15 protein-coding genes are annotated in these 25,656 nt (G+C 37.7%); 4 read left to right on the top strand and 11 right to left on the bottom strand.

Annotation, left to right across the window (positions count from 1 at the left end):
• Positions 1-43: 43 nt before the first annotated feature.
• The 6 genes from rpoB to gatB form a co-directional block, all read right to left on the bottom strand.
• The gene (gene rpoB, locus RGRSB_RS01795) at positions 44-3,355 is read right to left on the bottom strand and encodes a DNA-directed RNA polymerase subunit beta (RefSeq protein WP_119259580.1); all 3,312 of its coding nucleotides are present in this window, start codon (positions 3,353-3,355) and stop codon (positions 44-46) included.
• A gap of 38 nt (positions 3,356-3,393) precedes the next feature.
• Positions 3,394-4,182: a TatD family hydrolase gene (locus tag RGRSB_RS01790; RefSeq protein WP_119259579.1), complete on the bottom strand. Its 789-nt coding sequence runs from the start codon at positions 4,180-4,182 to the stop codon at positions 3,394-3,396.
• Between the two features lie 167 nt (positions 4,183-4,349).
• A complete protein-coding gene (gene rpsT, locus RGRSB_RS01785; RefSeq protein WP_119259578.1) occupies positions 4,350-4,643 on the bottom strand; it encodes a 30S ribosomal protein S20 in 294 nt (97 codons plus the stop codon).
• Positions 4,644-4,999: 356 nt separating this feature from the next.
• Positions 5,000-6,220, bottom strand: coding sequence for a (E)-4-hydroxy-3-methylbut-2-enyl-diphosphate synthase (gene ispG / locus RGRSB_RS01780; protein ID WP_119259577.1), 1,221 nt, complete (start codon positions 6,218-6,220; stop codon positions 5,000-5,002).
• A gap of 1,748 nt (positions 6,221-7,968) precedes the next feature.
• Positions 7,969-11,547: a methionine synthase gene (metH, locus tag RGRSB_RS01770; protein ID WP_119259576.1), complete on the bottom strand. Its 3,579-nt coding sequence runs from the start codon at positions 11,545-11,547 to the stop codon at positions 7,969-7,971.
• Between the two features lie 887 nt (positions 11,548-12,434).
• On the bottom strand, positions 12,435-13,922 hold the full coding sequence (gene gatB / locus RGRSB_RS01765; RefSeq protein WP_119259575.1) for an Asp-tRNA(Asn)/Glu-tRNA(Gln) amidotransferase subunit GatB: 1,488 nt from the start codon (positions 13,920-13,922) through the stop codon (positions 12,435-12,437).
• Between the two features lie 1,775 nt (positions 13,923-15,697).
• On the opposite strand from gatB, the gene RGRSB_RS01760 reads away from it, so the two are divergent.
• The 4 genes from RGRSB_RS01760 to RGRSB_RS01745 are packed head-to-tail and all read left to right on the top strand — an operon-like array spanning position 15,698 to position 19,995.
• Positions 15,698-16,795, top strand: coding sequence for an ABC transporter ATP-binding protein (locus tag RGRSB_RS01760; protein ID WP_119259574.1), 1,098 nt, complete (start codon positions 15,698-15,700; stop codon positions 16,793-16,795).
• Between the two features lie 6 nt (positions 16,796-16,801).
• A complete protein-coding gene (locus RGRSB_RS01755; RefSeq protein WP_119259573.1) occupies positions 16,802-18,091 on the top strand; it encodes an ABC transporter substrate-binding protein in 1,290 nt (429 codons plus the stop codon).
• Positions 18,092-18,148: 57 nt separating this feature from the next.
• Positions 18,149-19,129 (top strand): carbohydrate ABC transporter permease, encoded by a 981-nt coding sequence (locus tag RGRSB_RS01750; protein WP_119259572.1) that lies wholly within the window; start codon positions 18,149-18,151, stop codon positions 19,127-19,129.
• Positions 19,126-19,995 (top strand): carbohydrate ABC transporter permease, encoded by an 870-nt coding sequence (locus tag RGRSB_RS01745; RefSeq protein ID WP_119259571.1) that lies wholly within the window; start codon positions 19,126-19,128, stop codon positions 19,993-19,995. Before RGRSB_RS01750 ends, RGRSB_RS01745 begins: the two co-directional genes overlap by 4 nt.
• A 58-nt stretch (positions 19,996-20,053) precedes the next feature.
• Here the strand turns inward: RGRSB_RS01745 and RGRSB_RS01740 are convergent, their stop codons facing one another.
• The 5 genes from RGRSB_RS01740 to RGRSB_RS01720 form a co-directional block, all read right to left on the bottom strand.
• The gene (locus tag RGRSB_RS01740; protein ID WP_119259570.1) at positions 20,054-20,863 is read right to left on the bottom strand and encodes an inositol monophosphatase family protein; all 810 of its coding nucleotides are present in this window, start codon (positions 20,861-20,863) and stop codon (positions 20,054-20,056) included.
• 417 nt (positions 20,864-21,280) lie between these two features.
• Positions 21,281-21,889, bottom strand: coding sequence for a flavin prenyltransferase UbiX (locus RGRSB_RS01735; protein ID WP_119259569.1), 609 nt, complete (start codon positions 21,887-21,889; stop codon positions 21,281-21,283).
• 132 nt (positions 21,890-22,021) lie between these two features.
• Entirely contained in the window at positions 22,022-22,771 is a 750-nt protein-coding gene (locus RGRSB_RS01730) for a HEAT repeat domain-containing protein (RefSeq protein WP_119259568.1), read from the bottom strand.
• A 470-nt stretch (positions 22,772-23,241) separates the two neighbouring features.
• Entirely contained in the window at positions 23,242-23,970 is a 729-nt protein-coding gene (locus tag RGRSB_RS01725; protein WP_119259567.1) for a 16S rRNA (uracil(1498)-N(3))-methyltransferase, read from the bottom strand.
• A 284-nt stretch (positions 23,971-24,254) separates the two neighbouring features.
• Complete coding sequence (locus RGRSB_RS01720; protein ID WP_119259566.1) at positions 24,255-25,541, bottom strand: dihydroorotase; 1,287 nt, start codon at positions 25,539-25,541, stop codon at positions 24,255-24,257.
• Between the last annotated feature and the right edge of the window lie 115 nt (positions 25,542-25,656).

Here is a 25,656-nt window from a genome sequence, read left to right as displayed (position 1 = left end):
TTTAGATTGCCCTGTTGTCCAATTTTTACTTACTATTTACCGTTCAGGCTTCTTCTTCTTCAAGGTCTTCGGTAGTCAACGACTCATAGGTAGGACGATTTGGTGTCCGACGCTGAGTATCCACCATCAAGTCAACTTCCACGTCTCGGCTAGTCCCATCAGCTGAAGTCTCCACTTTATGAACGGCAATATCTAAACCCAAGGATTGTAATTCTCGCATCAACACTTTGAAGGATTCAGGGGTTCCCGGTTCAGGAATAGGCTTCCCTTTAACGATTGCATTAAGGGCCTCATTGCGTCCTTGCATATCGTCAGACTTAACGGTTAATAATTCCTGAAGGGTATAAGCCGCACCGTAAGCTTCTAAAGCCCATACCTCCATTTCTCCAAACCGTTGTCCCCCTTGTTGGGCTTTTCCACCGAGAGGTTGTTGGGTCACTAAGGAATAAGGACCAGTTGAGCGAGCATGAATCTTATCGTCCACTAAGTGAACCAGTTTCAGCATATAGGCCTGTCCAACAGTGACTGGGCGATCGAATGGTTCTCCCGTACGCCCATCAAACACCTGTATTTTGCCGGGATTTTCTGGCTGATAAATCCAACTTCGCTTATGTTTTTGTGAGGCCTTTTTCAACAAACCATGAACGGTATTTCGTGACGCTTCGGCGCCATACATTTCGTCAAAGGGAGTAATCTTAGACCTAACTCCTAAATTTTCTCCTGCCCAACCCAGTAGGCATTCAAAAACTTGACCAACATTCATTCTTGAGGGAACTCCCAGAGGATTAAGCACAATATCGACAGGACGACCATCGGGAAGATAAGGCATATCTTCAATAGGCATAATTCGGGAAATAATTCCTTTATTTCCGTGACGACCTGCCATTTTATCCCCTACTTGAATTTTCCGCTTTTGAGCGACGTAAACCCTAACAACCATGTTGGCTCCTGGGGGCAATTCATCTCCCTGTTCACGGGTAAATACCCGTACATCAACTACGCGACCTTTCTCTCCGTTAGGAACCCGTAGGGAGTTATCCCGCACATCCCTAGCTTTTTCTCCAAAAATTGCCCGCAGAAGCTTTTCTTCTGGTGGTTGGTCTGATTCTCCTTTGGGGGTCACTTTTCCCACCAAAATATCTCCAGCTTCTGTCCAAGCCCCAACGCGGATGATTCCTTGTTCATCAAGATTTCTTAGCGCATCTTCCCCAACGTTAGGAATTTCTCGGGTAATCTCTTCAGGACCCAATTTGGTCTGTCGGGCCTCAATCTCGTACTTTTCAACGTGAATACTGGTATAAACATCGTCGTATACCAGTCTCTCACTGATTAAGATGGCATCTTCGTAGTTATAGCCTTCCCATGGCATATAAGCAACAAGAATATTTTGCCCGAGGGCTAATTCTCCTCCTTCTGTGGCTGAGCCATCAGCCAACACTTGTCCGGGGACAACATCTTCATTAACATAAACCAACGGACGTTGATTTAAACACGTATCCTGGTTAGACCGTTGATACTTTTGTAGAAGATAAACGATTTCATCGCCTAATTTGTCGTGGTTTTCCGGTCCTGTAACTCGAACTCGAATTTCTGAAGCATCCACATACGTCACAATCCCATCAGTGCGGCTGACGATTACCATTCCTGAATCTCGGGCCGCTTGTGCTTCTAATCCAGTCCCCACTAGGGGACGTTCTGGACGTAGAAGAGGAACCGCTTGGCGTTGCATATTTGACCCCATCAGAGCCCGGTTAGCGTCGTCATGTTCGAGGAAGGGAATCATGGAAGTCGCTACTGAGACAATCTGTACTGGAGAGACAGCGACATAATCCACCTGAGCCGGATTGGTGGTGGAAAATTCTTGACGGTAACGAATGGGAACTGTATCGCCTAAGATATTACCCTCTTCATCAGTGGCTGCATCCCCAGGACAAACCCGTAAGTCATCTTCCTCATCAGCAGTTAAGTATACTGGGTTTAAATCCCGCCGCACCCGGCTATTCTCCACCTTATAGTAGGGAGTTTCAATAAATCCATAAGAGTTAACTCTAGCATAGGTAGCTAAGGAGCCAATCAACCCAGCATTAGGTCCTTCAGGCGTTTCTACAGGACAGATTCGCCCGTGGTGGGATGGATGAATATCTCTGACGGCAAAGCCTGCTCGTTCCCGGGTCAATCCTCCGGGACCTAAAGCAGAGATTCGGCGTTTATGAGTCAATTCCGCTAGGGGATTAGTTTGATCCATAAATTGGGACAATTGGGAAGAGCCAAAAAATTCTTTAATAGCGGCTACTAAGGGTTTAGGATTGACTAAGGAAGCAGGAGTGAGACTATCAGACTCACTGACGGTCATCCGCTCTCGAATAATCCTTTCTAGACGATTTAACCCAACTCTTACCTGATTTTGAAGCAGTTCTCCCACGGAGCGTACTCGACGGTTCCCTAAGTGATCGATATCATCAGTACTACCAATATCGAATTCTAAATTAATTAAGTAATCGATCGCGGACAAAATATCCTCCGATCTCAAGACACGAATTGTATCAGCCGTATTGAGACGCAGTTTTTTATTAAGCTTATAACGCCCCACACGTCCTAAATCATATCGCTTACTGTCAAAAAACCGCGAATCGAGTAGTTGCTGTCCCCCACTAACGGTTGGAGGTTCCCCTGGACGTAGTTTGCGATACAATTCCAACAGAGCTTCTTCTTCGCTAGGGTTACCTTCTTTATCTAAAGTTTGTTGATAAAAATCAGGGTGGCGTAGGGAATCTAAAATTTCCGAGTCACTCAAACCGATAGCTTTAAGTAATACCTGAGCTGACAATTTGCGTGTTTTATCAATCCTAACCCATACTAATCCATTTTTATCAGTTTCAAACTTTAACCAAGCTCCTCGATTAGGGATTAAAGAAGCTGAATAGGTGCGTCGTCCATTCTTATCAGTTTCTGCTTTGTAATAAACTCCTGGAGACCGTACAATCTGGTTTACGATTACCCGTTCTGCTCCATTTATAATGAAGGTCCCCCGTTCAGTCATTAAGGGTAAATCCCCAATAAATACTTCTTGTTCTTTAATTTCTCCAGTTTCTTTATTGATTAAACGGGTTGGTACATACATTTGTACTGAATAAGTGCTATCACGTCGTTTTGCTTCATCAACATCATATTTTGGCTGTTTAAGTTTATAGTTTTCTCCCAAAAAATGTAATTCCAATTTCCCAGTATAGTCTGTGATGGGGGAGAAGCTATTGAGCTCTTCGATTAACCCCTCTTCCAAAAACCACATAAAACTTGAGCGTTGAATTTCAATCAAGTCTGGGAGTAAATCATAGTTATAGATTAGATTAGTCATTGCGCTTTATCACTGAGTTAATTGTTCATTATCAACACTTAGTGAGCTATCGATAATTGGAATAGTTGACAGGCATTTCGGGTAGTTTTTTGAGCCAGACTTTCTAAGGATACTCCTCGCCATTGGGCTAGAAATTCAGCAACATAACGAACGTAGGATGGTTCATTACGTTTACCCCGTTTGGGAACGGGGGCGAGGAAGGGACAATCAGTCTCGATGAGGAGGCGATCATCTGGTACAACCAACGTACTTTCCTTAAGTTGAGCAGCTCTCTTAAAGGTAACAATGCCACTGAAACTGATGTAAAATCCTAGATCTAAAAACCATTGGGTTTCCTCGGGTGTTCCATTCCAACAATGGATTACCCCTTTTACTGGACCTCTATGAGTACAAAATGACTTCAATATTTCTCGTAGCTTAGCTGCGGCATTCCGACAGTGAATAATAACTGGCTTATCGAGTTGGTAAGCAATAGCTAGTTGAGCTTCTAATACTTGCTTTTGCCAGTCTTGATTATCTGCTTTATAAAAGTCTAGCCCCATTTCCCCAATGGCTACCACTCTCGGATCTGACTGGGCTGCTGCAAAAATCTCTTCATAAGTTGTCAATGTCCATTTGTGAGCATCTAACGGGTGTAACCCTACGCAAAAAGACAGTTGATTTTGAAAACGATCCGCTAGAGCTTGTATTCCCTTAAATTCTTTAGGTTCAACACACGAATGAACCAGGTGAACCACTCCGGCTTCCTGCCAACGGGTTTGGAGTAAATCGAGGTCTTGCTCAAAAACGTCGAAGTTAATGTGGACATGAGTATCAATAAGTTGCATCTGGTTAATCGTAAGCCGACTGCTCAGCTAAGTCTCCTAGACTAGAGAAATTAATACTGACCTGTTTGTGTTTATTTTCGGTTTATCAAGGAAGTGCAAGTTCTAATTTGTCCTAATCCTCTTGTCTTATTCTCTATATGCTTTATTCAACTCAAAAACCAGTCCATTTAAGAAACTATAACAACTTCTTTAAGAGCTTTGGCTAAACGAGCTTTCTTCCTGGACCCATTGTTTTTATGTAAAACTTTTCGTTTGACGGCTTTGTCTATTTTGCTATAGGCTGCCGATAAAGACTCATCAGCAACCGTTTTGTTATCACAGGTTGGGTTTGCCGCGTATTCTTCTACAGCTTTAAAATGTTTTTTCATCAAAGTTCTCAGTGCCGAGCGGTACGCTTTGTTGCGTAGCCGGTTGCGTTCGGCAGTATCAATACGCTTAAGTGCAGACTTCGAGTTGGCCACGGTCGTTTCCTACAACAGATTGCTTAATGTCTAACAATGCTAATTTTCAACACGGAAGAACATAATAACATTTCTTCTATGTAAATTACAAGGTAAAAACTCTGATAGATTTTAATTTTCTTATCGTCTTAAACTAAATCTCTTAATCTAAGAGACTAACCAAAGTCCCTGTTCAGTAGTGCAATTTGAAGTATTGACATCTTCACCACCCTCTGAAATGGTTAAGGAACTTAGCGCGACTTCCAAGTCTTACGACTCAAGTTTGCCTCAAAGCACCTGCTGTCTGAGACCTACTATCTCTTTTGGGGTCTTAACGACCGTCCTACAGACTAACTATGCAAGTACTCATGTTTAGCTTAAGGGTCAACCCAACGGCCATCAATTTTTATTAACTCAATTAATTCTTGAACGCCTCGGTCCTCAGGAACTTTTCTAATCTCTTCCCGCCCCCTATATAAAGAAATGTATCCGGACTGTTTCCCAACATAACCATAGTCTGCATCGGCCATTTCTCCTGGACCATTGACAATACAACCCATCACCGCAATATCTAACCCTGTCAAATGTTTAGTGGCTTCTCGTACTTCGTTAAGGACTTTTTCCAAATTAAATAGAGTTCGGCCACACGAAGGACAAGCGATGTACTCCACCATGGTCTTACGTAATCCCAAGGCTTGGAGGATGTTATAACAAACAGGAATTTCTTTCTCAGGGGCTTCAGTTAAGGAAACGCGGATAGTATCCCCAATTCCTTCAGCTAAGAGAGTTCCAATTCCGGCAGTAGATTTAATTCGTCCATATTCACTATCTCCCGCTTCTGTGACCCCCAAATGTAGGGGATAGTCCATTCCTAGGTCATCCATCCGTTTAACCATCAAGCGATAGGCGGATAACATCACGGGAACACGGGATGATTTTAGTGAGACGACTATTCTATGAAAATCTAGAGATTCACAAATACGGATGAATTCTAGAGCCGATTCTACCATTCCTTCGGGAGTGTCCCCATAGGTAAATAACATTCTTTCAGCTAAGGAACCGTGATTAACTCCAATTCGCATAGCTTTTCCCTGATTTTTTAAAGAAATAACCAAGGGCTTCAATTTGTTTGCGATTTTTTCGCCAATTTCATTAAATTCAGCTTGGGTGTATTCACCACGGATGGGATTAGGTTTCTCGAAGACATATAATCCAGGGTTAATACGAACCTTATCCACGTGCCTAGCGACTTCTAGAGCAATCCTCATGCCATTATGGTGTACATCGGCTACTAGGGGAACCTTTTGATAAACTTGAGTAAGTTTTTTATTAATACCTGCTAGGGCTTTGGCATGGGACATACTAGGAACAGTAACTCGTACAATTTCACAGCCAATTTCATGTAGACGCCGAATAGCGGTGACTGACCTCTCAATATCTAGGGTATCCTCATTAATCATTGATTGCACCACCACAGGATAATCTCCCCCAATGATGACATCTCCTACTGGGACAGGACAGGTTTTACGACGATGAATGGCAGTATCAAATTCAGGAGCAGAGGATGTTAGAAGCTGGGTAGTTTCCATGGTTTGCATGGTCTGTCTAGATAAGTGGTTAGGGACTATTCTACACATTTATTTTAATGGATTAAGGGCCTATTTTCCATTCTTTAGTGTTTAATATTTAAGGTTCTAAAAAAGAGATAAAAGCAAAATAAACTTCCAAAAAATCTTTAGAGTCATCAAAAGGAGCTAGAAACTGAAAAAGAGTAATAATAAAAAATTACTTCATATTTTTTGTTTAAAAACAGAAAACAGAAAAGTTTTATACGAATATGCAGAGATATATAATTCAGAACTAAACATAATAGAAGGAGAGTTATATCTTATGCGAGCTAATAAAAAAGCTAATAAAATTGTAGAAAAATATTTGAAAATAATTGAGCCAAGACAATTTAATTTTAACAAAAATATGTTCGGATTCGTTACCGTTAAAAATATCAATTAAAGCAATATAAATTTAATTATGATTGTCTAAATATAGAGATACAAAACAGTATAATGTACTTTTTAACGTTCCACTTGGCGGTAATTTCAATCTTATTTAGAAGATCAGAGGATTCCTAGAATCCCAAATAAGTCTTCAGATTTAAGTTTGTTACAGTAGTTATTTGTTACCTTTACTTATTATTATTCAGAGATAAAATGGAGAGTAAAAGTTATTTATTCTCAAAATAAACTTTCGGAATACCATACCTTTAAAGTTAAGTGTCTTATAATCAATGAATTTCTTTCGCTACTCCTTTAAGTTACCTTAGTTGCTCGTACATATCTTGTTTAGTCCAAATCATCGTAAATTTACTGAGTCCCCAAATGACTTCTTACACAAGTTGATATTGACTTTTTCCTACAAGGTTAACACTTTGATACAGAATTTAACTAATAGTGTATCAGTTCTAAGCCTAGAATAGGTTATTCAACAACAGTTCACTAGATTCAGTATAAATTAATTGTTTAAAACATTTAACAAGATGATTCAGTTTTTTGAAAAATAAAGGAGGAGATAAAAAATAAGTATTAAATTTTTTTCTTTTATCTTTTATATATCATTTTACTTTATAGGAACTAATACCCTCATCATTCCTATGACATTAGAATAATGGAATTTATGGATAAATACTATGTCATAGGTTAATTTAACCTGTTGAGTTTCGATGGGCAATTTCTCTTAACTGGGGTTAATGTAAGTATATTCTTAGGTTAAGCCAAAGTTTTGAGCTGTTGAGACAACTAGGGTTCGCAAGTAACATTATTATTGAAAATAACGCATTAAAGATTGTTGAGAACGATGAAAGTCAATTAAAGATACTTTCGAGTATAGTTTTAGGATACGATGTAACTTCTGTAAACAACAGAAAATATCGATTATGTTTCATAAACTATAGATCATAGTAACACAGTTGAACTTCTAATCCTTAAACGATAAATTGAGGATATTTTCTTCAGTTCACTCAATTGATAGTAAGAATGATTTACAAATAGATTGTTTACAGGCGATCTTCAGTTGTTCCCGAAAAAAATCTAATCACACCACTTGTTCCGTTTATCCGACTTTTTGACGAGCTAATAATTGGGCTAAATCTCAACTCCTACAGCGGACATCTGATCCTTTATCTCCCAATTGAGGTTGACTCTATTTAATAGCTATTAGCTTCCATATAAGATGTTGTTCTAAACTTAAAACGTTGTTTATATCTATCGTAAACTGGGGCAATATGCCTAAAAATCCTTAGACTTTTTGTAGCAGAATGCGGGTTTGAATAGATCATGGGCAAATAGTTAACTTATGCACTGAAGTATTTAGCAACAGGATGATAGGTAATAATTGCTGTTGTAGACTGTTCAGGATAGATTTGTTCACTCTCATCCATGTACATGTCGATGCGATTGCATCCTAATACCTCTAATTGTTTATATTGATCTTGAATATTGGGACAAGCAGGATACCCAAAGCTATAACGAGAACCTTGATAGTGCTGTTGTAATATTTCTCTAATATTATCAGGATCTTTCTTTCCAAAGCCTAATTCTCGACGAATTTTAGCGTGTGTCCATTCAGCTAACCCCTCGGTAGTTTGAACAGCCATACCATGAAAATAAAGATAATTTGTATAATCATTATCAGCAAAGAGTTTATGTGCGTATTCTGTTGCAATTTGCCCGACGGTCACTGCTTGCATCGGGAATACGTCAATTAGCCCTAATTCCTTAGAATTGAAGAAGTCTGCAAAACATAAGCGACGACCGGATTTTTGGCGAGGAAATTCAATTATCCAAATAGGTTCTATATTTTCAGGGATTTTATCGTCTAAGTTTTGGATAATTTCGGGATCATAAACTAACAATTTATTTCCTTCAGATTGACAGGGAAAGTAACCATAAACCACTGTAGGATGCAATAAATCTTCTGTAATAATTTTCTGTTTCCAGTCTTCTAAAATCGGATAAACTTTCTTGACTAAAAATTGATGGTGTTTTTCCCGTGATTGTTCTTTAGGCTTGCGAAATTGCCACTGACCTGCAATTAACGCCTGTAAATCTAAATACCAGAATATTTCACTTAGATTTAGGTCTTCTGGATTTAAAATCTTAGTTCCCCAGAAAGGAGGGGAAACAGGGTCTATTATTTTTACAGCCTCTGATCTTTTTGTATCAATGATTTGTAAGTTTTTCAGGGAAGTAGATTTACCATCTTTCTCAGCAAATTTTTTTGCTGTCTTTTCTCCTCTTTCTTTCTGAAATAGGCTATTTTTTTCTTTAAATTCTCCCAAAAATCCTTGTGAATTATTCCAGCTTCCAACTGATTTCGCTGGCATTAATGTATCCATAAATGCTAAATCGGAGAAGGCATCTTTCCCATAAATGACTTTACCTCTATAGGTATTTTGACAGTCTTCGTAGACAAATTTTGGGGTTAAAGCAGCTCCTCCTAAAATTACAGGAACATTAATTCCACGCTCATTAAAGACTTCTAAATTATCTTTCATAAATGCTGTTGATTTGACTAATAGACCACTCATTGCAATACAATCAGGTTTATGCTCTTCGTAAGCTTGAATGATATTCTCAACCGATTGTTTAATACCTAGATTAATTACTTTGTAGCCATTATTGGAAAGGATAATGTCAACCAAGTTTTTGCCAATATCATGAACATCTCCTTTGACAGTTGCAATAATAAACTTGCCTTTTCCATTATCATTACCATTTTCTTCTTTATCCATAAAAGGTTCTAGGTAAGCTACCGCAGCTTTCATAGTTTGAGCAGACTGTAACACAAAAGGCAACTGCATTTGTCCTGAACCAAATAACTCACCTACTACTTTCATTCCATTAAGAAGAAATATATTAATAATATCGAGGGGATGATATTGTTTTAGTGCTAGTTTTAACGCTTCTTCTAAACCTAGTTTTTCTCCATCAATAATATGCTGTTTAAGTCGTTCTTCTATAGATACATTAGCTATTTTTGTGGGATCTTTTTTCGTAGTCTTACCTGTAAATAATTCCGTCAATTTTGTTAGAGGATCATAGGTACAGATATCTTCATTAAATTCTCGTAGATCGTAAATTAGATCTCGACATATTTTTTGATGTTTTGGCTCAATTTTAGTGAGGGGTAATATTTTGTTTGCGCTAACGATCGCCCCATCCAATCCTACTTGCATTGCTTCATATAAAAATATGGAGTTTAATACCTGTCGCGCTGCAGGATTTAAGCCAAAGGAAATATTAGAAATCCCCAGTAAAATATGACACCCTGGCAATTCTTCTCGAATAAGCTTAATAGATTCAATAGTTGCTTTTCCGTTTTTTCTATCTTCTTCTATACCTGTAGAGATAGGTAATGCTAACGTATCAAAAAAAAGTTCATGGGCAGGTATTCCATACTCTATTGCTGCATTATAAGCTCGTTTTGCAATCTCAAATTTTCTATCTTTGGTGCGCCCCATTCCGTCTTCGTCAATAGTTCCTATCACAACTCCTGCACCATAATTCTTCGCTAATTCTAATACTTTTAGAAAGCGTCCCTCCCCATCCTCATAGTTAGTAGAATTGAGGATACATTTACCTCCTGCCACCTTTAGCCCTGCCTCCATTTTTTGCCATTCTGTCGAATCAAGCATTAAAGGTAAGGTTATATTCTTAATAAGACAGGAGACTAATGTGCGCATATCTCGTACCCCATCCCTTCCAACATAATCTACGTTAACATCAAGTATATGTGCTCCTTCTTTCACTTGAGATTTTGCTAGAGATACGAGGCTATCCCAGTCTTCTTTATTAAGTAAGGTACGACATTTCTTAGAGCCACTAGCGTTTAATCTTTCTCCTATAATTAGAAATGAATTATCTTGAATATAAGGTTGTGCACTATAAATTGAAGCAGCAGAAGCTTCATAATTGGGGTGGCGTTCTTTAGGTCTTAAACTATGGGAAAGTTCTGCTAACGCTTTGATATGATCTGGACGAGTTCCACAACATCCTCCGATAATTTGTACCCCTAAATCTTCAATAAAGTGCATTAACGCCATTTTTAATTCCATTGGAGTTAGACGATAATGTGCTTGTCCACCAATGTTTTCGGGTAACCCAGCATTGGGAATACAAGAAATTATAAAAGGGGAATGTTCAGATAAGTATCTAATATGTTCTTTCATCTGTTCAGGTCCCGTAGCGCAATTGAGTCCCAAAATATCAATTTTATAGGGTTCTAGAATAGCTAATGCGGCGCCTATTTCTGTTCCCACTAACATCGTCCCCATTACTTCCATTGTGAGCGAAACCATAATTGGTAAACGGTCACATTTTTGGCGAAAAACTTCTTCGACAGCGTTTAAAGCTGCTTTAATTTGTAGTACATCCTGGCAGGTTTCAATAATTAATAAATCTGCCCCACCATCATATAATCCTTCTACTTGTTCGATATACGATTTTTTGAGGGTATCAAACTCAACATGTCCTAAAGTGGGTAGTTTGGTTCCTGGTCCGATTGAACCTGCTACAAAACGGGGTTTTTCAGGAGTAGAATATTCAGCTGCAATATTCTTTGCTAGTTCAGCGGCTTTTTTGTTGAGATAATATGCTTTGTCTGCTAAATTATACTCAGCAAGAACAATGGACGTCCCTCCGAAAGAATTAGTTTCAATAACATCTGCACCAACTTCCAAAAACTCTCTGTGTACCTTCCCAACTGCTTCTGGTTTGGTTTGGACTAGGTACTCGTTGCACCCTTCATATTCAGGTCCTCCAAAATCCTCGGCGGTCAAATTTTGAGTCTGTAATGAAGTCCCTGTTGCACCGTCAAAGACAAGAACAGGGCGTTTGGGACTTTGAAGATGGTTAAGGAAGGAATTATTCATAGAACTATACTCAAAATAGCAGGTTAGAACTTAAATTTTATTTTGACATATCTCCTGTCAGCAGAGCCGAGAGCTTTGAGTGAACAGACACTTTTAAGCACACTATGCCCTAGTGCAGATATTTCTCTATTTTTAATATCTTGACTGGCTGATAAATTTAGTGAGGTCAAGTATTTACACTCGTTACAGTGATAAACTCTAATATACAGAGTTTTCTCTCAATGTATGTAAACTACAGTTGGGATAAATTTTGGAAGCTCCGTTTCTATTTACCTTAGCAAGGCAAATAGAGACGGAGACAGACTCATTATAAGATTTTAGAAAACCAGTCCAAGATTATTATCAGCACTATGTGTTAACAACACACCTCTTTGCCAAATAACAAAGTTTATAACCCTTACTAATATCATCCTAAACCCATCGTACGGATAATGGACTAACTTAAAATACTAATCTTTTTTCCTATCTAAGATAAATTAATATAGTCTAGCTATTTTCCTTTTAACTTGTGTTTATTAACTAAAGAGCTATGTCAATGTAGCATGCATGACTACACCAACATAGCTCAACCGTCAATCTGAGACATTTCATTTAAATCAAAGGCCTTCCGTATAAATTCTTGAGGGAGATAAAAAAACAGAGCAAGAATCTTAACTGTACTATATAAGCTATCTTTGATACTTTCCCAATCAAAGTTTGAGTGCTTGTTTTGGTAACAACATCTAGCAGTGATTGAAAAAGTAAACCCTGATGGGTTTGTCATTCGCGTAGATACGTGTCCAGCTAACCACTAAACTAGTATACATTTGAACTGAACATAGGTAAAATTAGTGAAGAAGGTAATTTTATAATCCTCTCATTTCCTAAACGGGTAAAGATTGAAATACTTAGCCTTTCAGTTTTTTCTCTACTAACTGATTTGTCAGTTTAGGATCGGCTCGTCCACCTGTCTTCTTTATTACTTGACCGACAAAAAAACCTTTTAGCTTAGTTTTTCCATTGCGGAATTTTTCAAGTTCGTTAGGGTTAGAAAGCAATACTTCATCAACTATTTTTTCAATTTCTTTTGTATCCGAAATTTGGGTCATTCCTTTAGCTTCAACCAACTTTTCTGGTGATCCACCTTTTTCTAATAGTTCTGGAAGGATTTCTTTGGCAATTTTGCCACTAATGGTTCCCTTCTCAATGAGTTGGACTAACTCCCCTAAATTAACTGGGTCCAAAGAAATTTTGGTTATGTCTAACTTACTATTATTTAAATAGGCAGCAATATCTTGAGTGACCCAATTAGCTACTAACTTAGCATCAGCCCCAGTCTCTACAGCTTTTTCATAAAAATTAGCTATATCTCGATCATCGGTTAAAACGCGGGCATCATAAGCAGAAATTCCTAATTCTTTCTCATAACGTTTCCGCTTTTTTGCAGGAAGTTCTGGAATAGTTTTCCGCCAATTTTCTAATTGGTCGGGAGATATCTCTAAAGGAGGAATATCAGGTTCAGGAAAGTAACGATAGTCACTAGCTCCTTCCTTTTTCCTCATACTAACGGTGCACTGACTTTTCTCTTCCCAAAGACGAGTTTCTTGGAATAGAGATTCACCCCTTTCTAAGGTCTCAATTTGCCGTTTAATTTCGTATTCAATAGCTTTTTGGATGGCATTAAAAGAGTTCATATTTTTAATTTCTATCTTGGTTCCAAACTCTTTTTGTCCCACAGGACGGACAGAAATATTAACATCACAGCGCAATGATCCCTCTTGCATATTACCATCACTAATACCTAAATAACGGACTAAACGACGTAACTCTTGGGCGTATTCTGCTGCCTCTCGTCCTGAGCGCAAGTCAGGTTCTGAAACAATTTCGAGTAGAGGAACGCCTGTCCGATTAAAATCTACTAGGGAGTGAGTTGATCCTGATAGGGAATCACTTCCTGCATGAACTAATTTTCCGGCATCTTCTTCCATGTGTAAACGAGTTATACCAATGATTTTACGGGTAACTTCCTTGTTTTTTTTATCCACCAATTCAATTTCGAGGAAACCGTGTTCGACGATGGGGAAATCGTATTGAGAAATCTGGTAATTCTTAGGAAGATCAGCATAGAAATATTGTTTGCGGTCAAACTTACTATATAAAGCGATTTTTCCATCGATTGCCAGTCCTAACCTACCTGCAGAGGCTAAAACTTCTTTGTTGAGGACAGGTAAAACCCCCGGATAGCCCAAACAAATTGGACATATATTAGTGTTGGGAGGACTGTCAAACTTAGTTGAACAGGCGCAGAAAATTTTACTACTAGTGTTAAGTTGACAATGGGTTTCTAACCCAATAACGGCTTCGTATTTAGTTTGAAAAGGGGTTGCAGTAGTCATATCCTGTTAATAATACTTGAGTTCATAAACCAATAGTAGCGGTTTCTGTCGGATGGTTGAATCAAAGTCAGAACTTGAGAACAACCTATTGATTTTAACTGAATATTAAAATCGAATCTTAAAAGAAGTTCACTAGGTACCTTAACATTTTTTTATAAAATTGTAGAATCTACAAATCTATAGAGAATTACGCTTTATATCATGTTTATCATGGTTACATTATATGATCATGACGGTAAAATACAATGTATAATTTGTTGACGTGGAGAGCTTTCATGATTCTTCTTCAGGAGAATTTGCAACGGACATATCCATCATAATATCTATATTTATTAGATCAAAAGGAAACTTTACAAATTTGATAGCTATTAATTAGTAATTAAAATACTAAGATTTACACTCCTCAAGGAGTGACTCATATAATAAAAGTAATTTTTATGTTAAATTGAATCTATAAATTTTAATATAAAAAAGTATTAAAATTTATAGATTTTTTATTTAAATAAGATTTAACTAGGAGGTAAAACTTTAATTATTTTTAGACAGTTAAAAATAGAATTCAAGGTTCTATTCTCTAATACTAGAAAAAACTTAGTTAAAAGCAGGAAGGTAAATGTATAGTCCTAAATATCTCTTTAAAAGAAGATATAGGACTGTATAAATATTAAAAATTAAATTCTAGCTTAATTTTTATTAAAAATACTCTAACCAAGTTTTTATTCAACATTACCGAATAAAATTATATCTCTTTTAAAATTCAATTCAAGAAATTTTATAGGTTTTTATTTTAAATAGGTTTACTTTTATCGTATTTAGTTGTTTGCTATATTTTTTATATAAAAATATCTGCCATAACTTTTTTTAAGAAAGTTTAGTTTTAACGAAATTAACGACTTATATAAATAATTCTAAGGCGATGTAAAATAACTATCATACTCAAGGTTAAGTAGACTTATATCTAGTGTATGAATATGATCTTAAATTGTCCAAACTTCTAACCTTAAGTTAAGTATTTTTGAGTGATTATCCAATACATAGCAGCAAAATTTTTATTATTATCGGTATTCTGATACCCATAAATAATAAGTTAATTACGTATATTTTAAACTTCTTTAGTCGGAATAAATCTAAGTATTTTGAGTTAAGTTTTCAGGAAACTAAAATATATTGCTGTAAGCTTATCTTCTTTTTTAATACCAGAAAACTTACTTATTATGAGTTTAATAGATTTCGTTCTTTTTTTGATTTACTATCAACAATAAACTCACCTAATCGAGTCAAAATCATTAACTTTAAAGTTAACTAAAATACTAGACGAATAGGAATATTTTTCGCTTGTTCCTGTAACCAGATTACTTGATCTTAATCAAAGATTAAACTGCAAAAAAATATCAGCATTTTCAGAGTATTTTCAATAACTTTAGCTTCAGTGTTCGAAGAGTGATCGCTAAAAATTTTTATAGCTAATTCCTAACGACGAGAAGTTGTTAATTGTGCCGCTTGAGGATATAAATTTGGGTTGAAAGATTCAAACCCAGTCATCTCCATAATGCACTTTATAACCAGCTCCGTAAAGTTTTATTACATCTATTCTTCTATTTATAGAGTCTTGAACAGACTAGATAGATTGGTATAAATGTGTGTATCTTAAGGCTAAAGTTGAAGTCAATAGGTTTTTCTATAAACTCAATAATAAGGCGATTATGATATGATGCTCAAACGCTCACAAAGTTCTCAATCAGTGGTTAACAGTCCTTTCTATTAAGTGATTATCTATGGCTGATGTAACCTTTGAACAAGTAACAAAGCGATTTAGAGATCATGTCGCTGTTAATAATTTGACTCTTGACATTAAAGATGGTGAATTTCTAGTCCTTGTCGGTCCATCAGGGTGCGGAAAAACCACATCTTTAAGACTATTGGCTGGGTTGGAATCGATTACTCGAGGACAAATTTGTATTGGCGGTCGCCGAGTCAACGAATTACCCCCAAAGGATCGAGATATTGCCATGGTTTTCCAATCTTACGCGCTTTATCCTCACATGAGCGTTTTTAAAAATATGGCATTTAGTTTAGAATTGCAGGGAAAATCTCATGCTGAAATTAAGCAACGTGTCCATAATGTTACCCAACACTTAGGAATTGGAAAATTACTCCATCGCAAACCTAAAGAATTATCTGGGGGTCAGCGGCAACGGGTGGCAGTGGGTCGGGCAATTGTGCGAGAACCAGCTGTATTTTTGATGGATGAACCTCTGTCCAATTTGGATGCCAAATTGCGGGTAAAAGCAAGAAAAGAGATTAGTAAACTCCATTCCACCCTAAAAACCACCTTTATTTATGTTACTCATGATCAAGTAGAGGCAATGACCATGGGTGATCGCATTGCAGTAATGAAGAATGGTATTTTGCAACAGGTGGATAGCCCAAGCAATATTTATAATCACCCGACCAATATGTTTGTCGCAGGATTTATCGGAAGTCCGGCTATGAATTTCTTTGCGGTACAAAGGATCGAACAGGGAGAAAAAGCCTATTTACGATTAGGTCAGAAGTTAATTAACCTAAACCAATATCTTCCTCAATTTCTCCAAGATACAGGCAATCGTTCCTTTACTCTAGGTATTCGCCCTGAAAATATTTACCATCCTCGATACCTCCCTCCAGATATTCAAGGATTCAAAATAAGATTAGTAGTTAGTATGATTGAAATGATGGGAAGTGAACTAATCGTTTATTTCAAAACCCAAGATAATTTAGAATTGGTAGCCCGTCTCGATTCCCGTATTAAGGTTAGTCCAGGGGAATCTCTTGATTTATTATTTGATACGCAACGTATTTATTTGTTTGATCAAAATCAGCAAACTATTTAATTTTTAATGAAAAATTTTAAACAATCTTTTAAGATAGGTACACTTTCTTCCTTATTAATTAGTTTTTCTTTTTTGGTAGGTTGTCAACCTTTTAATCAATCGAATAAAAATGACAGAAAGCAAGTTACCATCCTTGGTGTAATGATTGGGGAACAACAAGAAAAACTTAAACAAGCGCTAGCCCCTTTCACCGAAGAAACAGGTATTGAAGTGGTGTATGAAGGGACAGATGCTTTTGCAACCATCTTACCCATTCGTGTTGATTCGGGAAATCCTCCAGACCTAGCTATGTTCCCACAACCAGGGTTGATGTCGGATTTTGCCAGAGAAGGAAAATTGATTCCCCTGACAAACTTCATGACCCCTGAACAACTACAAGACGCTTATTCTGAGACATGGTTAGATCTGGGTAGCGTTGACAATATTCGTTATGGGGTTTGGTATCGCGCTTCCGTAAAAAGTTTAGTCTGGTACAATCCAAAAGTCTTTGAGAAAAACGGTTACAAAATTCCGAAAACTTGGGATGAGATGATGGCTTTAAGCGATAGTCTGATAAGTGAAGGTAAAACCCCCTGGTGTATCGGGATAGAAAGTGGAGATGCTACCGGATGGGTAGGAACAGACTGGGTTGAGGAGATAATGCTACGAACTGTAGGTGAGGAGATCTATGATCAGTGGATTACCCATCGAATCCCCTTTACCGACAATTCCGTTAAAAATGCCTTTGAAACCTTTGGCAAAATTGTCCGTAATGAAAAATATGTCCATGGAGGCATAGTTGGAGTTCTTAGTACTCCCTTTGGGGATTCAATCCAAGGGTTATTTGGAGATGACCCCAATTGTTATCTTCATCGTCAGGCTACTTTTATCAGTTCTTTTCTTTCTCAAGAAGTGAACACAACTGAAGATGTCGCAATTTTCCCATTGCCTCCCATAAATTATGACCATAGTTCCTCAGTATTGGTGGCAGGAGATGTATTTGCTATGTTTAACGACACACCAGAAGCCCGTAAGCTTATGGAATATATTGCTAGTAGAGTTCCCCATGAAATTGCTGTAAGTTTAGGGGGGCATATTTCTCCTCGAAATAATATCGCTGTCGAGCTCTATTCCAACCAATTAGTGCAAAAACAAGCCAAAATTCTTGCCGATGCTGAGGTAATCCGTTTTGATGGGTCTGATATGATGCCCGGTGCGGTGGGAACAGGTACATTCTGGTCAGGAATTGTTGACTATATTGGGGGAACTGATGTAGAGAAAGTCCTACAAAATATTGATAATAGTTGGCCAGATTAGATGAGTGTAGAAGTCTCTAAGGCATAAGTTTATCTTTAGAGGTAATTTATCAAAGAAATGGAAGTTATTTATAGAATTTTAAATGTAACTTTGGCAATTCTCTTTGGTTGTGGCGGGGTGATCGGGTTATTTTATTTAGCCAACTATGGTATTAATGCCCTTCCCAAACCATGGGACCGTCACTTCTTGCCATGGGCATATATTGCCCCGGCGATGGTAATTTTATCTACCTATTTGATTGTCCCTACAATTCAGACTATTTATCTGAGCTTTTTTGATGAGCGATCAGAAAATTTTGTCGGCTTAAATAACTATATCTTTGCTTTTACTAATCAAGCAATGTTAGTTGCTTTTCGTAATAATTTATTATGGTTAATTTTGGTAACCGGAATTAGCGTAAGTTTAGGATTAATTATTGCTGTTCTAGTAGATAAAGTTTCTTATGAATCGATAGTAAAATCCCTGATTTTTTTACCAATGGCTATCTCTTCTGTTGGAGCGAGTGTTATTTGGAAATTTATCTATGCTTACAAACCTGTAGAAGACGATCAAATTGGTTTACTCAATGCTATTGTGGTTAATTTAGGTTTTGAACCTATTGGTTGGTTAGTAGAACGATCAGTGAATAATTTTGCCCTGATTGCTATTATGATTTGGCTTTATACGGGTTTTTGCACGATAATTTTATCGTCCGCCGTTAAAGGCATTCCCGAAGATGTGATCGAGGCAGCTAAAATTGATGGTGCTAACAGTTGGCAAATTCTTTGGCGAATTACTATCCCTATGATTCGTTCGACTATTTTAGTTGTTAGTACAATGATGATAATTTTAGTATTAAAAGTATTTGATATTGTCTTCGTAATGACAGGGGGAAATCAGGGAACGGAAGTCATTGCTAGTCGCATGATTAAAGAGATATTTAATTTTCGTAATTTTGGACGAGGAAATGCGATCGCAGTAATTTTACTATTGTTAATAGTCCCCATCATGATTAGTAATATTCGCCAATTTAGAGCACAGGAAAAAATAAGAGAATGAGAAAAAAATTCGTAAAGAACTCAGAATTCTGGAAGAAAATACCTATTCATATCTTCATTTTAATAATCGCTTTTATATGGACATTGCCAACCGCAGGACTCTTAATTAGTTCTTTGCGACAGCCAGATGCCATGTTAGCCACAGGGTGGTGGTCAGTTTTTGAACATCCCTTTGAATTAACCCAATATCACTTAGGAAATTATATAGATGTAATTCAGTCTCATGGGATGGGACAGGCATTTTTTAATAGTTTAACCATTTCAATTCCTGCAACAATAATTCCCATTACGATCAGCACTTTTGCTGCTTATGCCTTTGCCTGGATGGAATTCCCTGGACGACAATTTTTATTTATTATTGTGGTCTGTTTATTAGTGATTCCTCTGCAAACGACTCTCATTCCCATTTTGCAAATGTATCGAAACTTCGGGTTATCTAATACTTTTTTAGGGGTTTGGTTAGCACATACTGGTTATGGTTTACCCCTCGGTATTTATTTGTTACGCGACTATATTGGGGCATTACCTAAGGATCTTATAGAAGCAGCCAAGGTTGATGGGGCATCTCATCTCAAAATTTTCACTAAACTTGTTGTTCCCCTTTCTATGCCGGCAGTAGCCTCTTTTGCCGTGTTTCAATTCCTTTGGGTTTGGAATGATTTACTAGTCGCTTTAGTCTATCTTGGTGGAACTCCTGATGTTGCCCCTGTTACCATTCAACTGACTAATATAGTAGGTTCTCGTGGTCAGGATTGGTATTTACTCACAGCAGGAGCATTTATCAGCATGATTGTGCCGTTAATAGTATTTTTCGCCCTGCAACACTATTTTGTGCGAGGAATTCTCGCTGGTTCTATCAAATCTTAGTCATTATGCCTTTATCTGAAAGATAGTAGGGTCTTTAATTTAATTAAAGACCCTACTATTAACTATTTATGACTGCTAAAGCTTGTTGATGTAACGTTTGGTTAGAAGTTGCCAAAACCTCTGTAGATTGACGATTAAGTGGATTCCCCGACCAGTCAGTTATAATACATCCAGCTCCTTGAATGATGGGAATTAAGGCACAGAAATCGTAGTATTTAAGATCAGATTCTAAAATAACCATTGGCATAGAACTCCAACCGCTAGCTAACGATACATAATTATAACAGTCTCCTCCAAAAGCTATTCGTTTACAAACATTTTGTAATTTAGCCGCAATCATTTGTTGTCTTTTAGTGATGAACATCATGGGAGTCGTTGAGGCTAGACAGGCGTCTTCTAAGTGACTATCAGTTAGTTTTTTATACAAATTTTCGACTAGTCTTCCATTCAAAGTAGGTGTTTGTCCATGTATTCCCAACCATCTTGTTTGTAAAATAGGTTGATTCATACAACCAAGTAGAGGAACGTTATAAGCCTCATCTATTAACCCTATTAATGTCCCAAAAATAGGTAACCCTTTGACAAAAGATGAGGTTCCATCAATGGGATCGAGTACCCAATAACGACCATTCCTGGACAGAATATTATCCCCTTCCTCTCGGATTATCCCATCACTTGAGGCTTTTTGCCGTAAAACTTCGACCATTGCTTCTTCAGCAGCGCGATCAGCAATAGTTACAATAGAAGAGATCTCAAAGTTTTTTGTTTCAGTCTCAATATTAGGTTGTCTAAAATATTGATAAATGACTTTTCCTGAAACATCAGCAAGTTCATTAATAATGTTGAGTTGTTGGACTAGATCAGTCATAAATAGCTTCCGATATTGTTATTGTCAATCTCAAAATCAAGTAGTGACAGAGACACTTCATTGTAAATAAAAAAAATTCGTTACAAAAATTAGGACATTTGACCAAACCGTGAATGAGGGATAACCAGTCGGTTTTAACGGCTCATAGTGGAGCAAGGATGGTCTTAACCCAGAAATATTAAATCTAGACATACGAACTTACATAATAATAGAAATATTTACTATAAAAGCCTAAAAGCAATATCGTGCAAAGGTCTGCTAGAACTTGCTAGCCGCTCAAATAAAAACTTCGAAAGTTCTAACAAATAAGCTTAAAGCTGAACTGTAATGTGTTTTTTAGGCAATATTGAGTATTTCAATAGAAACTTTTTAAATATGCTTTTTAGCTATACTTCCGTCTATAAAGACATTAACTCGTTAATGACCTTGCCAACGGTTAAGAGGAACACAATCAATATCTAGTTGATCTAAGGTTCGAGCTACCACAAAATCTACTAAGTCTTCAATAGTTTGAGGATTATGATACCAAGCAGGAATAGCAGGAACCACCTTAACCCCAACTTCGGCTAAGTGAGTCAAATTTCGAAGGTGAATCAAACTTAAAGGGGTTTCGCGGGGAACAATAACTAAAGGACGACCCTCTTTGATTTGAACATCAGCTGCTCGTTCAAGCAGCTCTGAACTTAACCCCATCGCTAACTTAGCTACTGTACTCATGCTACATGGTAGAATCACCATTCCAAACGTCCGGAAAGAACCACTAGCAATGGTTGCTCCTAAGTCTCCCCAACGATGACAGTTAAGTCTACCTTTTTCTGGTACTTCTGCTTGATTTCGCCAGAATTTTGCCTGTTTTTTAGGTTCAGGAGGTATTGTCGTTCCTTGTTCAGCCTTCCATACCATATAGGTAGCTTTTGAGGCTATTACTTCAACCACAGCATCTGCTTCGAGCAGAAACTTCAAGGCACGAACAGCATAAATTAACCCTGATGCGCCACTAATGCCTAAAATCAAAGGTTTTGTCATTGCAAAATGTCTGAGTATAAACTCTACTGCTACACTTTGGGATAAATAAATAATCAATAACTCTATGTTAACAAATATTAATAAATCTGAGAGCCTCACTACTGTTTGATTACGTTTTACGGCTTAAATTAATTAAATCAGTCCTTCAAGTTCAAGTTTTTCAATCATTTGCAGTCCCCTAGGATCGCCAACCTTAAGTAGTGCATTTCTAGCATCATCTTTAACGCCTAGATCTTCATCTTCGGCTAATGCCTCAATCAAGGCATCTATTGCCGTTGCATAAACCATATTAGAGGGTATCTCTCGACACAATTGACCAATTGCCCAGGCGCAATTACCACGGACCGCAGCTACGCAGTCCTGTCTTAACCCTTCAATCAAAGGGGCAATAGTCGCTATGACATCTTCGTATTCTAGCTTAGCGATTTGAGCTAAACTACTAGCAGCCCAAAGACGTACTGCTGAAATATCCGTTTTAACAGCATGAATTAGAGGATTTAATGCACGGCGATCGCCTCCATTACCTAAAGCCCAAACAATACCTTTACGGACATACCCATTCCAATCCTGTTTTAATAATTCAATCAATGCTTCTACTGCATCAGGGCTAGTATTTTTTCCCAAGGCGTAGGCCGCACTAACCCTTACCAGAGGACAAATGTCGTTCAACAGATCAATTAAAGGAGCAATCGCCCGTTGGTCTTGCAGTTCACAGAACACACGTGCTGCTAACATCCGTTGTGATGGTTCTGGATCGGTTAGCAGGGGTAATATTAACTCTGGGTTAGGAGGCGGCAGTTCAGAACGAGCACAGTCCAAGAGATCTAATGGTTCACCAAATTGATCTGCCGTTTCAATTACGCTAAGGTCGTCGTCGTGCATAGTTGTTAGGATAGGCCATTGTGCTTCATGAAACCTACGCAATACTAGACAAAAAACCGTTCAACTCCCGTCTCATCCTAGGAAGTGGCTCCTTACTAGTCCACGGGCATGTGCCGATAAGCCATCGGTATCTTTCAGCTACTTTTCGCTGTCTTTCCAGAGCAATGACGAAGAATTTCTAGTTTTTCCACTAACAAGTTTCAAAGTTGTTTTTTGCCAGTTGTGTTAAGACCAGGAAATAATTTTAAGTCACTGTCACAATTCAACCTATCATAGCATTGAATCGAGTAATTTATTCTCAGGACATTACCTTAAAATAGCTTCAGTGATCAGCTCGAGCATAGAAACATAGGATATGTAGCAGAAAAAACAGAGCGGGATAAGTATGAAGAGAGTGATTAACATTAAAACTCTTGACAATAAATTTCAGGTTAAATTAGTCTTTTAATAAATTTTAAGGATTTTCTAAACTACATTTCAATTGTCATAAGCTCTCGTTCAATAACAGAAGTTACTAAGGATAAAGCGACAATGGGAGCGGTTATAGCGCGGAGAATACGACGACCTAGAGTAACGGGTTGAAATCCAGAGGTGACAGCTTTTTCTACTTCTTCATGTGTCCAACCTCCTTCACATCCTGTGGCAATCACTATGGACCTTCGAGAAGAATTAGGCAAGTAAGTTAATAAATGTTTTGCTTCCTTACGGGGGACACAAATATAATGATCAACAGCGGTTCCGTTTACATTTGTTAAAAGTTTTTCAAACGGTATAGGTTCGATGATTGTAGGAACAATTTGACGTTCCGACTGTTCGGCCGCTTCAGTAGCAATTTTACGCCATCTTTCAAGTTTGTAAGAACTGGGTTTAAGCAAAGTGCGCCGACTAATGGTTGGAATTAGGGTCGTTACTCCTAATTCAGTACAACAACGAACAATTTCGTTAAAGCCATTGCCTTTAGGAAGAGCAATTATTAAAGTAACCGCAATAGGGAGTTCTGTTAACTCTTTAAAAATCTCTAAAATTTGAGCCGAATTTTCTACCAATTGTGCTAGGTAGGATTGACCTTGTCCGTTCATTGCCACAAAGTGATCACCGTCATTTAATCTCAAAACTCGCTTTAAATAATGCCGTTGTTCAGGATTTAGACTGATACTCTGATTTATGGTTTGGATAGATTCGATAACTAATCGATACACCTTCGTGAAAATTTCCGATAATATTAGCTTAGACCAACCACTCTGTTATAGATTCAGATAATATAAAAAACAAAATAGCAGGTTTCACAACACGAATCTGCACTGTACTTATTATCAGAATAATTTGTCAATTTATCTTTACGCTTTTTAATATTGACAACACCTGCTTACATAGTGCTAAGCATTAAACCGTGTCTTATTTGCCAGCTATAATTATGCGTTCCCAGTATTTATTGTTACATAAGTCCTCTTAGATAACCTCAGTGGCATGCCAAAGTTATCTATTAGTCATTAGACTTTTGAGTTGGCGACCTCATTGACATGACAACCCGTCCTTTAACTTGACGACCCCACCAGGAAGTATTTATCCCTAAACAGTGAAGATTAGATGAGTCCACTGTCCAGAGTTTTTGGGGATCAAAAAGAATTAATTCTGCCGGTTGTCCCACCTTCAAAGGAGTTAACTCTTGTCCTAAACACCTTCGAGGGTTATTGCTTAAAGCTCTCCATAATTGTAGAGGAGTTAATTCTCCGCTAACGACTAAATTCTCCCATAATAGTGGTAAGGCTAATTCTAGCCCAATCGCTCCTGGAGGGGCTTGAGCAAAAGGGACTGTTTTCTCTTCATAATTATAAGAGCGATGATTAACGGTAATTGCGTCAATAATTCCTTGTTTTACTCCATCTTTGAGAGCTTGACGGTCTTTTACATACCCTAGTGGTGGTTCTAAGCGTAAATTGGGATCATAATTAGCAATATCTTGGGTATCTAATAGTAAGTTCAGCCAAGATGTACTAGCAGTTATGGGTATTCCTTTCGCTTTCCCCAAGGCAACTAATTCCACTCCCCGATGGGTCGAGATTCCCCTAAGATGTACAGGAGTGTTGATGACAGTTACCATCTCTAAAATAGTGGCAATAGCCGTTGTTTCACTGATATGAGGGTTTCCTACAAGTCCGTACCGAATCGATAGAGGTCCTTCACGCATCACTCCATTTCCTTTAAGAGAGCGACATTCAGGAACCAAGGCTACTGGTTTCCCTATTGGTTTAATATATTCTAATATTCGTCGTAACAACCCTAAATCCTCTATTCCTTGACTATCGGTAAATCCTAAAATTCCTCCTGTTGCCAATTCTATTAGTTCCGTCATTTCTCTTCCTTTTCCTCCCACAGTTAAGTTTCCCCAAAAATAAAGCTTAGGGGATATTTGCAAAGTTTGGGATTTTTGCTGTAAGAAAGATAGAGCCGCTAATGTATCAATGGCTGGAATTGTATCGGGTAAGATAGCTACACGGGTAAACCCTCCAGCAATCGCTGAAGCAGCAAGAGAAGCTAAAGTTTCTCGGTATTCAAATCCAGGTTCGCCACTATAACTATAAAGCTCGACTAAACCTGGACCTAGAATCAATCCTTGTCCTTCAATGACAGTGGTATCTGGGTTTAAAAAGTCAATATGAGAGTTAATGGATTGAATTTTTCCTTCAGTTAACCAAACATCAGCAATGGTGTCGGTATTGGAGAAAGGATCTAATAATCGGACTTTTCGGAATAGAGTAGAGGTAGTCAAAATAGATTCTTCAAGTCAGAGGTTGAAAGTTGCAAGTTGGCAGAGTTCGGACTTTTTTGTGATTGAAACAGCCAACCGTTGCTAATCATATCAAGTTTATGAACTACTCCAAGTA

The organism is cyanobacterium endosymbiont of Rhopalodia gibberula (assembly GCF_003574135.1).
In the GTDB taxonomy this organism is placed as follows: Bacteria; Cyanobacteriota; Cyanobacteriia; order Cyanobacteriales; family Microcystaceae; genus Rippkaea.
Note: the sequence above shows the minus strand (reverse complement) of the source record. Positions and strands in the feature narration are given on the sequence as shown.

Coding starts and splice junctions, on each gene's coding strand:
- rpoB (WP_119259580.1), bottom strand. CDS start 3,355: ATGACTAATCTAATCTATAACTATGATTTACTCCCAGACTTGATTGAA.
- RGRSB_RS01790 (WP_119259579.1), bottom strand. CDS start 4,182: ATGCAACTTATTGATACTCATGTCCACATTAACTTCGACGTTTTTGAG.
- ispG (WP_119259577.1), bottom strand. CDS start 6,220: ATGCAAACCATGGAAACTACCCAGCTTCTAACATCCTCTGCTCCTGAA.
- metH (WP_119259576.1), bottom strand. CDS start 11,547: ATGAATAATTCCTTCCTTAACCATCTTCAAAGTCCCAAACGCCCTGTT.
- gatB (WP_119259575.1), bottom strand. CDS start 13,922: ATGACTACTGCAACCCCTTTTCAAACTAAATACGAAGCCGTTATTGGG.
- RGRSB_RS01760 (WP_119259574.1), top strand. CDS start 15,698: ATGGCTGATGTAACCTTTGAACAAGTAACAAAGCGATTTAGAGATCAT.
- RGRSB_RS01755 (WP_119259573.1), top strand. CDS start 16,802: ATGAAAAATTTTAAACAATCTTTTAAGATAGGTACACTTTCTTCCTTA.
- RGRSB_RS01750 (WP_119259572.1), top strand. CDS start 18,149: ATGGAAGTTATTTATAGAATTTTAAATGTAACTTTGGCAATTCTCTTT.
- RGRSB_RS01745 (WP_119259571.1), top strand. CDS start 19,126: ATGAGAAAAAAATTCGTAAAGAACTCAGAATTCTGGAAGAAAATACCT.
- RGRSB_RS01740 (WP_119259570.1), bottom strand. CDS start 20,863: ATGACTGATCTAGTCCAACAACTCAACATTATTAATGAACTTGCTGAT.
- RGRSB_RS01735 (WP_119259569.1), bottom strand. CDS start 21,889: ATGACAAAACCTTTGATTTTAGGCATTAGTGGCGCATCAGGGTTAATT.
- RGRSB_RS01730 (WP_119259568.1), bottom strand. CDS start 22,771: ATGCACGACGACGACCTTAGCGTAATTGAAACGGCAGATCAATTTGGT.